Origin of the sequence: uncultured Gimesia sp. (assembly GCF_963976445.1) — a bacterium.
In the GTDB taxonomy this organism is placed as follows: Bacteria; Planctomycetota; Planctomycetia; order Planctomycetales; family Planctomycetaceae; genus Gimesia.
On sequence record NZ_CAXBKP010000019.1, the window covers coordinates 89,517 to 104,614 of the forward strand.

Sequence of the window (15,098 nt, forward strand, 5' to 3'; positions counted from 1 at the left end):
ATTCCACTGACGTCACACAGAAACCTTCTCCATCTAACGCGCCGCGCTCATCTTTCCGGCTTTGTAAACTAAAAACAAAAGCCCTATTGCTAAACAGACTCCAAGAACAATCATTATGTTTTTTGATGCCAGCCACGAAGACTTAGAATTAAGATTTGCGACGGCAGGAGGGGGAGTCGGAATAATCGGGTCATTCAATTTTAGCTCTGCCAGGGTCAAGAATCCGTCATGATTCAAGTCGAGCCATTCAAATTGCGTCTGTAGTGTCTGAGAGGGCTTATCTGTCGGAACGTCACTATATTCTGAAATAGCGAGTTTTCCGTCGCCATTCATGTCTCTAGTCGGTAACACAATATCGCTTGTTGGCTTCGCTTCAGGCGTTGCCTTGAATTCGTTCAAGATAAGCGTACCGTCCCCATTCGCATCAAACCGTTTAAAAATATCCCCCAGATACTTTTGAGGACCTGCCCCCGTTCGATAGGCAATAAATTCTTTAAGATCTACTTTTTGATCCTGGTTTCGGTCTCGGCTTGTAAAAAGCGTCTCGGCATCCGGGTTTGCCAGAGGGCATGCTTTAAATTCTTCGAACGACAAAAATTCATCGGAGTTACGATTGAAGTGCGCAAAAATGATTTTGGCAGCAGCTTCCGATTTGGGTGAGTAATGTTTGCCAAGATATTCGGCAAAACTTAGTTGAGAATCATGATCTTTATCCTTACTTTTAAAGACAGAAATAGCACTAGGGGGCATGGGACGATCCTCGGGGCGAATCCAAGCTGCAGGTGTCCCACCTGTAAACGTAACCGCGACATTCCGGGGACGCTGTTTTCCTTTTTTCATTCGTGTGCCTGGATCACTGGTTTTATACTCTTCCCAGTTGACAAAGCCATCACGATTCCGGTCCAGGGTTTGGAACCGTTTTTGATTTGTCAATGCATAAGTTCCCGACGATCCTGTCTTTTTCTTTTCATTAGGATACATCTCTGTAAAAGTGAGAAGCTGATCCTGGTTTTTGTCATAATACGCAAAAATTGCCGGTGTTGGAAATGAGGTATTATCTAATCGATAAGGAAATTCCTCCCAACTCAATTCTCCATTTTTATCACGATCATATACAGAAAAATGCGCTTCCGCGAGAAGTTTGGCACCTCCTTCCAACATGCCTGCAAATTCTCCCAGTTCAACTTTTCCATCATTGTTGTTATCTCTTACTCGCGAAATAGACAGCCCAATCGGATTTGCATCGGGAGTCTTTCGAAATTCGGTATAACTTAGTTTTCCATCTTTATTGTCATCAAAGGCATCCAATGTACGCTGTCCTAATATCGGAAAAGTGCGATAGTAGCGAATGCTGAATTCTTCAGAGTCTAAATAATGATCATGATTTTTATCGCGCCACCAGAAATCATCCCAGGGAATATAAAGCGCACTGGGATGATATTTATATTCCTCAAAAGTTAGAGACTTATTGTGATCAGAATCAACCTGCTGAAATTGTTCTTTTACTTTTTCAAGAACATGCTCGGGTTTACCTTTCAAATATTCGTCCATACTTAATTGCAGATCTTTATTACGGTCCATGGAGAAAAACGACCATTCATGAAACATAATCTCCGGTACGGAATGCAGGATTTCTCCATCAGCAATGATCCAATTGGCCAGTGGTGTTTCAGATGCAAATTCTTTGACTGACAATTTGTTGTCTTGATTAAGATCTTGTTTAGCAAAAAGGTCATTTGCCTTTTTGAGCCATTTTTCATATTCTGTTTTTGACCAGGGATGATCAGGCGTTGAGCGGTTACGGAATTCTTCTAAACTCAGCATCTGATCTCCATCAATATCTAAACGAAGAAATGCCATATCAGAATCATAAAGAATCGAGTATTTCGGAATGGCCTGATCAACGGGAACGGGAAACTCATCATGGCGAAGCCAGCCATCTTGATCGACATCAAACTTGGAAAAATAGAATTTAGTCAACTCGAGCCGCTTTCCAGACTTGTTGCTTATGAAATCAGACAGATTTAATTTGCGATCACCATTTTTGTCTTGTACCCCCAGAAGACCAACAGGGTTTGCAACTGGAGTTTTTCTGAATTCTTCCAGACTTAGCTGCCCATCCTGATTCTGGTCAAAGCGATCGAATATGAAACCCATAAACATTAATTGGCGATATTTATGTTTTGAATTAAATTCAACCAGCGATAATGAACCATCACCGTTGGTATCCAGATATTCCAGTTTTGAGAGTGCATCCGGTCTCCCAGCTGGAGTCAACTTGAATTCGGCAGCTGTCAAATATTGGTCCTGATCTGTATCAGCCTGTTTGAAAGTCTTGGTGGCCCCTTCGATTTCTCGCTTCAGTTTTCCAAAGTTAAATTCTTCAATCGAAAGTTTCCGGTCTCCGTTCGTGTCTTTTTCATTAAAACTGGTAATGGAATCCAGTTCCAAACCAACACCCTGTTTAATAAATTCATCCTGATCCAGTTGGTCGTCATTATTGGCATCATAACGATGAAATGAACGTTTCAGTGCAGCAGCGTGAGCAGCATGTTTTTGACTCTGAAATTCGGATAGATTCAGCTGTGTATTTTGATCTTTGTCAAACAGGGAAAATAGTTTTCTTCGGTTTGGATAAAAGTAACTGAAACTGGAAAATTCGGTTTGAGAAAGTGCAGTATCACCATTTTGATCATGCAATAGAAATTCGTATTCCAAATCTTTGGGATCCAGGCCAGAAAGAACTAATGCCAACTCCGATAATTCCAAACGGTTATTCTGGTCGACATCAACTCGAGAAAAGAGCAACTCTCTGGACGGGGTAAATTCGTTTAAACTGAGTTGCTGATCCTGATTGGAATCTAGCCGATCAAATGTATGATCAGCATATTTGAGAAACGATTTTTTCCGATTAATGGCCCAGGCCTGTTTCAGTTGACCTCTGGTCAACTGACGTCTCTTAAACTCGTTCCGATTGATCGAACCATTTTTATCTGTATCGAGTTTTGAGAAAACCGTTTGATAGTCTTCTCTGAATAAGAGGCTGGTGCCATTAAACAAATCCGTGATAATGGGGAATTCTGATCGTTGCAAGAATTGATCCTGATTGGCATCAAATGCACTAAAGAAATTTGTGATGAAATCCACATTACTTCCAGTACGAGTCCCCAGACAGTCTTTCAGGGTTATCTGGTCATCACCTTCAAGATCTCTCACGCTTAATAAAATATCCCTGAATTGTAGAATATGGGCAGGGGAGTTTTCCCATTCTGAATTAGAAAGCAAAGCGTCATGATTCGTATCAAAGCGAGCATGGACATGACGCATCAAAGCTGCCTGGCGGAAATATTCTCCCCGTAGCATTTCTTCTTGCGTTAACTGGCCATCCTTGTTGAGATCTTTCCATTCAAAACGAAGTTTACTGGACGGTCCTCCTAAGGGAGTATACTTGAATTCATCAATCTCAAGCTGCTGGTCCTGATTTGTGTCGAAAAGTTCAAACATGGATTGATAAAGCGAAGCATGGGGATACGCTTTGGTTGCAACCCACTCCTGAAAGGATAGATTCCCATTCTTATCTAAATCATAGTATTGTAATTTTGAAAGGACATCGGGGCGCCCAATCGGACTCATTTTAAATTCTGCGGAGGTTAATAATTCATCTTTATTTTCATCCGCAACCGAAAAGGTTTTTAGAGCCCAATCGATCTCCTGCTTTGACTTAATCCGGAGAACAAACTCTTTTTTAGTCAACTTTCCATTTCCGTCGCTATCATTTTGCTTAAATAATGTAATGGAATCCAATTCAACGCCCACACCACGATCACGATATTCTTGCAGACTGAGCTCGTCGTCGTTATCAGCGTCGAAGTGGTGAAAGTTCCATTTTAAGTTAGCAGACGAGGATTCAGGCTCTTGTCTTTGAAATTCTGCAAACGAAAGAGTCTTGCTATTGTCAAGGTCGAGAAACTTAAAGAACACTTCATCACTGGGATAAAATAACGGAGTAACTTTGAATTCATCGAGAGAAAGAGACTGACTGTGATCTTGATCATAGAGATTAAAATCAAATTCTACTTTCTGCAGCGGTACTTTCTTTGAAATCCAGATTCGATATTCATTCATACTAAGGCGTGTATTATGATCGTGATCGAGCCTCGCAAATAATAAATCGACAGGAGGGCTGAACTCATCCAGGCTCAGTTGATGATTCTGGTTCTGATCAAAGCGGTGAAATATATTTTCCGCATTCGATTGAAACATATGATAACGAGCGAGCGTGTTTTCATTCTTATTTACATATTCAGGAAATTCATATTCCTTGAATTCCTTCATGTCGAGCGAATTATTCGCATCACGATCAAGGCTCTTGAAGATAACCTGAGAATTGCCTCCCCAGAGTGTTGTTGTACCGTCAAACAGATTTGTATTAACGGGAAATTCATCTCGGTCGAGAAACCGGTCATGATTGAGATCAAATATTTCAACATGAGTCGTCAGACCTTTCACTAAACGGGGATCAACGCCATCTAAAATCCCCTGCAGACTGATACGGTCGTCACCATCGAGATCCCTGGGCTTCATTAAGAGATTCCCCAGTTCCCGAATACAATCAGGAGATTTCTCCCATTCAGTAAAAGAAAGCCTCCCATCCTGATTCGCATCGTACAACACCGAAACACGTCGCGCGAATGCAGCCCAACGATTCGATTCTCCACGCAGAATTTCATTCAGGTCCAGTTTCTGATCATGATTTTGATCTTTCCATACAAAACGAAGTAATTTCGTAGGACGTGCCAGGGGAGCGTACTTAAATTCATTCCGTGTAAGACTCCCGTCATTATTCTCGTCATACCGTTTAAATTGCGCACTTCGTTGTGAAAGCTCATTATTTTTGGCAGCCCTTTGATATTCCTTCAGGGAAACACGGCCATCTCCATTCTTGTCAGTGCTGAGAAACAGAGATTCATAAATTGGCTGGCGAGGCTTGAGCGCAATGAGGGGAGATACTGTCTGCGCATTGCACAGGCCAGAAAAACTAAAATAAATTCCGACAATGACAAACAACCGGACAGTGATGCCAGGATATTGCTGTAAATTCATGATTCAAATCCATGTATTATCAAAGATACCTGAAGTGAACTATTTCCAAAGATCGATATGATCAAGTAAAGTCACTCGGCAGCTTTCGATTCCTCTAAGACAATTTGATTCTCAAACATCGTTTTTCCCAGATGTTTAATGTCATACACTGAAAATATTCTTCAAATATAAGTCACTTTGATTGTCGTTGTTATTGAGTCAGGCCTTCGTTGATCCAGACTGACTGGAAGCAACCAAAGCTTTCGATATTTTAGTGGAAGCTTTGTGTTGACGATTCCCCAGCCAGAAGACAAAGGCGAGTACAAGCAAGCAATCCACAAGCAAAATACTTGCTGTAAACCATTCTTCCCTTGACCAGGAGTTTGCCAGCTTGTGGCGGCGCTTCAATTTGAGATCACGCGCCTGATACTCTTCCCAATCCAAAAACTGATCGTGGTTTGTGTCAAATTGGCGAAAGTTTTTTGACATCCAGTTCGAAGCACGCGGAGGGTAGAACAATGTTAATTCACGCACATCAAGCTTATTATTGTCATCCTGGTCACGGCCCGCAAAATGAGCCTGTAAGTCAGGCCGTGCATAAGGGGTCACGCGATATTCTTTGAATGAGAGCACTCCATCACTGTTATAATCGTGCAAAGCAAACAGCGACTGCGCTCTCTTAATTTGTTCCGGATTCTTGATACCAAAGATTAATTCCTCAGCAGAAAGTGCTTCGTCATCATTAAAATCCCGTTGAAAAAACAGGAATTGAGGGCTTAGTAACCGCCCTACTCCACGGTCGACATATTCCTCAAATGTTAATGAGAGATCTTCATTTAAATCAGACCGGAAAAACGACATACGCCGCCAGCGAAGTGCATCTTGAGGGACCTTGAGCAGATACTCCTGCAGACTCAGTTTCTGATCCCGATTTCGATCACGTCGTTTGAATTCAAGCTCATGATTCGGCTTATGATTCTTGGAAGGAACGAAACCACGCTTGCGAAATTCCTCAAATGTGAGCCGACGGTCATTATCAAGATCCCACTTGGTAAATTCTTTGTCCTTAGCATCAGCAACTTTTCCAATACTGCCTGCCAGATACTCGGAAATGTCCATCAAACCATCGTGATCTGTGTCCATTCTTTCAAAGACAAGCTCACGTTGCGTTTTCTTCGGCTGCTTTTCTTTTTTCGCAGGCGCTGCACCAACACAGGGAATCGACGATACTAAGAAGAATATCAATGAAATAAAAACGCTTGATTTCATCTTTCCCCCCACCAGTTGATCCCCGTATACGTTAGTTCTTCGTTATCAAAAACAATTGCATTGCTATTGAGTAAAGTTTGAGGGACCATCGCCGGCAATACTGCCCAGATATCTTAGAATGGTCTGGTTGATGGAATTGCCAATGAAATGAACCGACCCATCAGCCAGTGCAACAAAGGCACCACCAACATGCTCGCTCCCCATATCTTCAAAGTGAGCCCCGTTCGGCCCATCACACTCGGTCCCGTTACTACAACTGGAAAACATGACAGAGACAGCGCCCACAGCCCAGCCATCGCGGCTCGTGGTATTGTCCGTTCCCTCATTCAGACGCTGAAGTTCCCCCAGCATAAATGTATTGCTGGTTCCATCCGTAATATGCGCCATTCGAATATTTGAGTTGACCTGAAAGATTCCTTTGCACGGCCCGGCCGGACGATTCCCATCAGGAACAATCCAGCTCTCGTGAGCCCCACAGTCATGCCATCCATTGCATCCGCCGACGCAGCCTCCATAATCATTGCCGCCTGCACTCCAGTTCTGAAACATGATGGCAGTATCGGAACTCCTGATTCCATTCCGTCGTGAAGGACAATAGAAGATCGGAATATTACGTTCTGCCACAACGGCGTTATCGGAGACACTCTTCGTAAAATCCCATTGATTGTAGCGATTGGCTTGATCAATATAGGGCAGAATATGCAGCATCCAACTGGTCCCCTGCTTGCCCGCGCCTGCGGAGGCTTCTGCCCAGACATCAATGGCACCAAAGCCGATCCCGGAAGCACAAATCACAACATGGTTCGCAGGATCAATGGCAACGCCACCAGGTGGAAAGACCTGATGTGAATCATGGTAACTGTGTAATGCGAGTGCCAGTTGCTTGAGATGATTGCGACACTGAGTTTTGCGCGCCGCTTCCCGGGCCTGCTGAACGGCAGGCAGGATCAAAGCAACTAAAATCGCAATGATACTGATCACCACCAATAGCTCGATCAGTGTAAAACCACCGCGGCTCGTTTTATTCTGCTGAATTACCAAAGAAAAATGTCTTTCACAAAAGAGGTTCATTTCATCCACAGAAGTGTCCGTACACATCACGAGGGGCCGTATGTATCCTATTAAATAGTAGCTACATTTGTATCGAATTGCACGAACAAAATAACAGTTTGGACAAATTTCCCCAGAAAGCGGTGTTTTCCTCAAATCGTTGGTTCGCGCATAAATTTATGCTTAATCCTTTTATGATGATCAATGGCCATCGCTAGTAAAATGGAGATCCCACCTCCCAGTAGATGGAAGAATAAGATCCAGCGATTCCCGAGTACAAATGTCGAAACGAGAACTACCACCAGATACATCAAAACAAGACCCAGACAGTAAACAAATAACGAATTCCGTCCGCAAACCACGAGGGGACTAGCCCATTTTGATTTCCAAAATCGCCCCTTCGACGAAGTCAAGTAATTCACACAAAAGGCGATTGCCAGAAAATGAATCAGCCGGAAGGGGGCCATCGTTTGTTTCATTATCATTGCCTGGAAAAGATTCAGGAATTTTGTATTGAGTATTTGATAAACAATTTCCGGCTCCACAATATCAAAGTAGAATACCATCAAAATCATCACTAAAGAGAAACAAGCCAGGATTCTGCTGTTATCCCAATGCGTCGTGCCTCGCTGTTTTTTTGCGCCCAGTACTAATCCGATGAAGAACAGAAACTGCCAGGAAAACGGATTGAAATGAAACGATCTGAATTCACTAAACGCCATCGGAATTGTAAACCAACTGAAATACTGGGCTGCAGCATACAAACCAATGGATAAAAACCAGGCGGCAACAGGATCCCATTTTAGCAACAAAAAGAGAGAGGGGATTAAGATTAGGAAAAAGAGAATATAAAGCCGCAGGATTTCAAAGCCGTAAGGCGTATATAAGAGATCTGCCAAGTAGAAAGTCGACTCAACAGGCACCACAAGCAGTGGAGTAAGAAATAACTGCTGAGCAATCTGATCATTTCTTAAAGCAAACGGAACGCTGATTGCTAGACAACAGCAAAGGGTCAGAAGAGTGGCCAGATAGAGGCCAAAACCACGACGCACAGACTTCTTGATGCAGGCTACGGCACCATCTTTTTGATGCACACGGCTGTAAACCCGACCGTATAAATAACCTGACAAAAAAATAAAGACTTCAGCAGCATCACAAAATCCAGAACTTTTTAACGTGAAACGGCTGAGTAGCGAAACCCCCAGTATACTTTCGACATGATCAATTAAGATCATCATCAACGCGAGCCCCCGAAAGAAATCGATCCTGAGATCTCGTTGGGTATTTTTCTCCAACAGGAACAGGTCAGAGGATTTCATTGATGTTTCTTCGATAGTATTTGTAAAAAAATGTTTTGGACAGAGATTATTTTCCATGAAGGACAGCAAACTCCTCTTAACGCACTGAGCTGCTGGTCACTCATTTTCGGTACGCACGAGAACTTGCTGACTTAATGTATTATTTTGCGGATCTGCTGTAAGTATTTGTAATAAAAAATCATAATTTTGTGATTGATCTGTCAGTGTAACTTTCCCTTTGATGTTACGTTTTGTATTCGCAAGTAAGATAAATGGAAATTCGACATCAATCAGTTTGATACATGAACAACTTGCATTCCACCCAATTATCTCAATGTTCATAGAGGTGGCATTTTCCAATTCAATATTAAAAAAAGGAGACTGTCTAAATTCTTTTGAGTCAGCTATAGACACCGTTTTAGGTGAAAGACTCACAGTATTATTTAATCCTGACTTAAAGGTAATGATAAGAAATATGCTAATAATCAAAATAGTAGCAGTGTATAAAGCGATTGATTTCACTTCTATTCCTTTCATGCGGCAGGAAATCCTGTCAAGATGACAGAAATTAATATAATCTCACAGCTTTGGTTTGACCAAGTAGGTTGGTAAGAAGAAGTGATAATGTTTGCTCCATACGATGGCGTATTAGATATTCTGATATGGGAATCAACCCTGATTTGAACTCGATAAAGAGTTAGATTTTAAGCGAACCAATATGCAATTCTGTCTTTTATCTAAACGTCGCGAAAAGAATAATTTACCTCCCGTTCCACCTGAGAAGGCAATCGTTAAAGATTGAATAATGCATTCATCAAATATTCAAATGGTAATCTGAGACAAGGATGGTCGCTGAAGTATTTACTTCAGTTTTTATTCCCCAAGCAACAGCTTCCTAATAGTCATACTTTACTAACTTGTGGAACCTGACTGAAATAGCTTAGTAAAAACTACAAAGTATTCTACTCTAAGTGATATCCTCCACATGCTGAAAACTTAGACTCTTGCGTTATCTGAAACATGCTTCAATTTTTCTTTACTTTTCTGGAATAATAAAAGCAAACTATAGCAATTAAGATTAATACTGCGTTCAACACGATTACTGTAAAAAGTAGGCTATTTCGAGGGGGGGGGGCCTCTTTCCATTCAGGTAAGTTATAGTGAGCTAGCATGAAATCTTCATCGGGAGGAGAAATGTTATTAAATTTAACGAGATTGATTGCAGTAGCAGATCCTCCATCCTCGACCGGAGATGATTTCGTAAAAATTGCATAGATTGGAATTGGGACAGTAAAATCTGATTGGTTAATTTGCTCAGGTATGTTTTTTTGATCAAAATTATACCCCACTTTGTATCTTGATCTAAATGAAACAGGTTTATTAAGTGATTCTCCCTTTAATGTGATAGTGCCATCGAAAGCCGATACTGCCCACTGATGATCTGGAAGGGCTGTTAATATTGCATTTTCAACTTCCACTAATATCTTCTTCTCACGAAGTGTAATGTTTGTAGAGTATGAAAAATGGATTTCAGCAATATTCACTCCAGTGTCATCTACGCGTTGCGCTATCTTAATCAATTTGAAGGAGGGACCAGAGACGACCTCGAATAATGGTGTTCCTAAGAAAGCCCATGGAGCCTGAATTAAACGCAAGACCCCAATCTCCTTTGACGTTTCGAAAGGACTCGTCATTTTTTCTCCCAAATCTGTTTTTGGTCCAGCAAATTTTAGGTGCCATTTATTTTTTTTAGGAGTATCGTTCAAAATATGAAAACAATAATCTTTGTTCAATGCATATAAATTGCGTTCATCAGCCCCAGTGGTCTGATTCTCAATCAATAGCATCTGATGCTTTTGCTTTGCCGATCGATTACTTTCCCATTCGACTGGTTTATTAATACTATCACTGTTTTTTAAGAAATCTGTCGCTTCGTCATCTTTTTCAATTGACCATATCCTGTATGTAACACTTCCTTGCCACACGCTAAATTCTGAGGCAAAATTTTTCCATCCTTGGATCGCTTTTTTTAGAAGTGTTTCATCTGGCTTCTCTTGTGAAAAAACCAATGGACTGGTTGCAAAAACAATCAATATTAAAGGTGGCAGCTTAACTACTAAACCATTCATTTAATTGGTAACCTTTTCTAGGATGTAATGCAAAATTTCAATCAAATAATAGTAGTCTATGATGTCTAAGTAGTTTAGATTTAAGGCTTATGTACTAATACTACCGCCAACAGAATGTTATAAAGTTCAATGAGGCACTTTAGCTGTTAAGAGTAGCTAGTGTATTACTAATCATATTTGTGTGCAGTTAAATGATAATTACCTGAAACAAGAGCAATCGGCTTATTGCCCCATTTTATTAGTATGGCTTGCCGCATAAACTAAAAAGCTTATCAGTCAAAAAGGCTATTTTGATATTAGCAATTGAAAGTATTCCATTATCAAAACAAAATTAGTGGAGATAAACGTTATCAACATTTCACTTTTGAGCAGAGAGAATTTACGAATGTATGACAAAAGCAAGTATAAAAAGAGGGGAGAAGAAACACTTGAGTTAGCTTGTAGAAACATTCCACTGTCATAAATATCTTTATAACCGTCTGAATGACTTCTTTAAAATATATGCATCTCCCCTCTCCCTGCACTCTTCTCTAGCGCCTTATGCTTCACACCAGCAAGCTAGTGTCCCAGATAGGCACTTACAAGATGACGGACAAACATATGGTAGTCCTTGACATTTTTTGTTGTTACTTGCCCCATTACAATCAAATGCGATTGGGCAACCACATTTGATATTTCCACAAGATGCCTCTGTGCTTTCTGTAAACGTTAGAAAACTAAGTGCTACTGCAATTGAAAGACATAAAATTCCACAAAATTTTAATAATCTACTCATCACAAAACCTCTTTTAAAAAGTCATTAAACATTATGCACGACTGAGTGCACAAACACAGAAATTGCTTTGGCTAGTACTCCCTATCGCAATTGAAGGAAGTTTAATGTTTCGCAAACATTCCTCATCCCAAATTGGGAATAGTGCTGTTAGGAGTCCACAATTAAAAATGAACACTCGAAGATCAGGGGCAACCATCCATTTGTTGTCATTTGTTTATCATTCAGCAACCCGGAATATTTTTGTTAGAAATTGACTGAATAACTAAAGCAGATCAAATTCTCACTAGAAACAGACAGACAAAAATCGCTCACTATTGTCGGTTATTCTTAGAAAAATGAAGATACATATTTCTTAATTTAATAGCGATCAAGATTTAAGGTCTTCATATGGATATAATGCACTTTACGTACAAGGGATTATTAGATCACATCATAGACAAAAGGGTACCCAGTCTTTATAAATTAGTAAAGTAAAAAGTGCAAATATGTTCTTTTCTGCAAAAAAAATAACCCAACCACTATTAGGGCTGGGCAAGATATTCAATAAATTGTCTCTTTAAACAATTTCAAGAATCTTCCACGTGTGAAGCGTAACATGTACCAGATCATAAGTTGTACTAAAGACTGGGGAGCTCGATTTTTTCCCAATCGAGGTTTGGCCCTTGTCGTATTCGTCATCATTTTTATTGAACTATTGCTACACAGTTTCCATGAACAAAGTTACTGGGATAATGAAGAGTTAAATATTATTGCTAAAATAGGATTGGTTGGTCTTACCTTTGTTTTATGGTCCGTGATTGCATGGATTGGCTTCTGGTACATTCAGTTGATGCAATTTATTGGGTCATATATTTCATCAAACATTTATAAACATGTTGTTTATTTTCTTGCAATTATCCCTGTTATTTCCTGTATCAATCTTTACGTATTGAGTTGGTATTATTTTTGGAGACTGAATGTATTTCCCACACTGGATGCATTCTGGTTCGCAACAATTAATGCCAACATGTTACAAAAATACTTCTGGCAGGCAGAACGTTTTATGCTCGTAGCCAGCTTGGGATGTTGCTTTGCGATTACGTTGTTAAGCTTTCTTGCTCTTAAAAAAAACATTGAACATATCTGCAAAATTGAGAACCGTTTTTCCATTCTTCAATTTATTATATTAGCAATTAGCGTCAATATATTAGTTTTTGCCAGCACCTCGTACACAAACGATTCTTCGCCTCAATATCGCGCCAGCATAGACATAGTCAAGAATCCATGGGCACCATATTCGTATGAATTGTGCTACCATGTAGACCCTGCGATGACTATTGCAGGCAATCTTCTTTCTTCAACCAAACCAAAGATTGAAGGCGAAATTCCACTTAAATATTTAAGCCCTTTAGCAAGCTTCAAGCCTGAATCATTTCCTGAACTCAAAACAGAGAACAAAAAAAACGTCATCTTGATTACCATAGAATCATTACGGAGTGATTCTATCCTTATGAAACATCAGGGAATAATGGTAATGCCACATGTAGCAAGTATGGCATATAAGGGGTGTTTTTTTCCTAATTGTTACTCTTGTAGTACACATTCTGATTACTCTGACCCTTCGATTCTATGCTCACTCTATCCTTTAAGAACGGCTCATCCACATTTCTATAGTAAAAAAGATCCTTGGTCCAAAGTTCTCATTTATGATTTACTCAAACAGTATGGTTATGCAACAGCAATATTCTCTTCGCAAAATGAAGCATGGAGTAATATGCATCTGTTTTATGAAAGCCCAAATTTGGATATACTCTTTGATTCAAGAGCATACAAAGGCCCGACCATCTCTGAAAAGGGCGATTTTTCAATGTGGCAAAAAGAAACAGGGATGGTTGCAGGGAAATTAGATGACGCTATCACCGTCAGGCATGCCATTAAATGGATTAAAGATAGACAGGATTCGCAGACCTCTTTTTTCCTATCAATGAACCTTCAGACTTCTCATTTTCCATACGAACGTCCTGACAGGGAATCAGGCCCATTTCAACCGAGCACTCTAAATTCTGGAGTGTCTCTATTAGACTACAACAAAGAAGATATTCCGATTGTCAAAAACGCTTATTACAATGCGTTATCTTATATTGATTCCCAAATAAAATATCTCACCGATGAGTTAGATGAAACAGGTATTAGTGACAATACAATTATTATTATCACTGGTGATCATGGTGAAGCATTTCTGGAAAACAAAGTTGCAGGTCATGCAGGAGAGCCGTTAGAAACAGTAATTAGAACAGGGCTGATTATTACTAATCCCAAATTGATTATGCCAAAGAACGACGAGTATTTAGTACAAGCCATTGATATTGTTCCTACCATATTAGGAATTTTGGAACTACCTCCACACCCTTCGTTTCAGGGGATAAATATCCTCTCTGGGGAACGACCACCGAATAATGAGCGTTTGATATTCATCCATTGTTGCAACCCATTTGCAAGCATTGACAGTGTTATATCAGGAACTGGATGGAAATATATTCAAGATGAAAATAAATATAAAACAGAATTATTTTTTCGACCAACTGACCTTGAAATACATGAAAACCTTGCACCACAAGAAAAAACAGTCACGAAAATATTGCAAAACATCTGCAGAGAGTGGCGAACAAACCAACTGTTATATTATTCTTATCCAAAATATTACAATATTTTTAATCCGCCGAAAACACCCTTTGTTGAGAAGGTCCTTATTGACCGTCTTATTAAACATGCTGAATTGCGTGCAGCTGGCCAGTAATGTTTAGTACTATGAGAAGCTGTAAAAATTCTGGATGGTTGAATTCCCTCACGATAAAGCAACAAACTTTCTGTAAATTCCTGGGACCTTCGGTCTCTGTGATCAGTATTATATTGTCAGGTATTTCATTCCGGTTTCCCAGTCATAGCTGAGCTCCACCAGGACCGCGGTCACCATTCTCAGCAGCGACTCTTCATGTTGTTTGAGACGCTTGGCTTCTTCCGATTTCATGCCACCGTACTGATTACGCCAACGCAGATAAGTCGATTCACTGACTTCGAGATTCTGCAGGATGGAAGCCAGATCTTTGCCAGCGTTCAGCATCCGCATCACGCAACTTGCGGACAATCTGCTCGGGGTTGTGACGTTTTCTTCGCTTGCTCATTAAAAGTTCTCCTCGTCAAAAGGACGCTAAGAATCTTCATAACAATTGGATCAGTTTTTGAAAAGCAGACCAGTTGAAGCGGAGGTAAAGTATAAAGTCTTGGAAAACAGACATTTGTTAAGCGTTACCAAAGATTGGTTCTATCGATCAAACGCTTCGAAACCGGGAGTTGGGACCTCGAATCCATCCAGGTCTAGTTTTCTCAAGCTAAACTAAATCAATCACTTACAAAGTTCAAGGCCTTCGTTGAAGTGACGAAGGCCTTAAACTTTGCCAAATACCTCAGCGTAACTTTTCGGTCGAACGAGTTTGAGACCTCTCAACTTGAAAAAAT

At 40.3% G+C, this 15,098-nt stretch carries 7 protein-coding genes and 1 pseudogene; 1 reads left to right on the forward strand and 7 read right to left on the reverse strand.

Features of this window, described 5'->3' with window-relative positions; genetic code table 11:
* Positions 1-33: 33 nt before the first annotated feature.
* The 6 genes from AAC022_RS19250 to AAC022_RS19275 all read right to left on the reverse strand — a co-directional run bounded on the left by AAC022_RS19250 (position 34) and on the right by AAC022_RS19275 (position 10,828).
* Positions 34-4,125 (reverse strand): EF-hand domain-containing protein, encoded by a 4,092-nt coding sequence (locus tag AAC022_RS19250; RefSeq protein WP_339733636.1) that lies wholly within the window; start codon positions 4,123-4,125, stop codon positions 34-36.
* 1,176 nt (positions 4,126-5,301) lie between these two features.
* A complete protein-coding gene (locus tag AAC022_RS19255) occupies positions 5,302-6,351 on the reverse strand; it encodes a hypothetical protein (RefSeq protein WP_339733637.1) in 1,050 nt (349 codons plus the stop codon).
* Between the two features lie 63 nt (positions 6,352-6,414).
* Positions 6,415-7,392 (reverse strand): DUF1559 domain-containing protein, encoded by a 978-nt coding sequence (locus AAC022_RS19260; RefSeq protein ID WP_339733638.1) that lies wholly within the window; start codon positions 7,390-7,392, stop codon positions 6,415-6,417.
* Between the two features lie 161 nt (positions 7,393-7,553).
* Positions 7,554-8,720 carry an OpgC domain-containing protein gene (gene opgC / locus AAC022_RS19265; protein WP_339733639.1) on the reverse strand — a complete coding sequence of 389 codons (1,167 nt, stop codon included), beginning with the start codon at positions 8,718-8,720 and terminating at the stop codon, positions 7,554-7,556.
* Positions 8,721-8,816: 96 nt separating this feature from the next.
* Positions 8,817-9,236: a hypothetical protein gene (locus tag AAC022_RS19270; RefSeq protein WP_339733640.1), complete on the reverse strand. Its 420-nt coding sequence runs from the start codon at positions 9,234-9,236 to the stop codon at positions 8,817-8,819.
* Between the two features lie 488 nt (positions 9,237-9,724).
* Complete coding sequence (locus AAC022_RS19275) at positions 9,725-10,828, reverse strand: hypothetical protein (RefSeq protein WP_339733641.1); 1,104 nt, start codon at positions 10,826-10,828, stop codon at positions 9,725-9,727.
* A gap of 1,370 nt (positions 10,829-12,198) precedes the next feature.
* Here AAC022_RS19275 and AAC022_RS19280 point away from each other — a divergent pair.
* Positions 12,199-14,379 carry a sulfatase gene (locus AAC022_RS19280; RefSeq protein ID WP_339733642.1) on the forward strand — a complete coding sequence of 727 codons (2,181 nt, stop codon included), beginning with the start codon at positions 12,199-12,201 and terminating at the stop codon, positions 14,377-14,379.
* A gap of 201 nt (positions 14,380-14,580) precedes the next feature.
* Here the strand turns inward: AAC022_RS19280 and AAC022_RS19285 are convergent.
* Positions 14,581-14,764, reverse strand: a pseudogene (locus AAC022_RS19285) (transposase); the annotation flags it as partial.
* Between the last annotated feature and the right edge of the window lie 334 nt (positions 14,765-15,098).

Excerpts from the sequence above, each read along its gene's own strand:
- AAC022_RS19250 (WP_339733636.1), bottom strand. The coding sequence starts at position 4,125 with ATGAATGAATATCGAATCTGGATTTCAAAGAAAGTACCGCTGCAGAAA.
- AAC022_RS19255 (WP_339733637.1), bottom strand. The coding sequence starts at position 6,351 with ATGAAATCAAGCGTTTTTATTTCATTGATATTCTTCTTAGTATCGTCG.
- opgC (WP_339733639.1), bottom strand. The coding sequence starts at position 8,720 with ATGAAATCCTCTGACCTGTTCCTGTTGGAGAAAAATACCCAACGAGAT.
- AAC022_RS19270 (WP_339733640.1), bottom strand. The coding sequence starts at position 9,236 with ATGAAAGGAATAGAAGTGAAATCAATCGCTTTATACACTGCTACTATT.
- AAC022_RS19275 (WP_339733641.1), bottom strand. The coding sequence starts at position 10,828 with ATGAATGGTTTAGTAGTTAAGCTGCCACCTTTAATATTGATTGTTTTT.
- AAC022_RS19280 (WP_339733642.1), top strand. The coding sequence starts at position 12,199 with ATGTACCAGATCATAAGTTGTACTAAAGACTGGGGAGCTCGATTTTTT.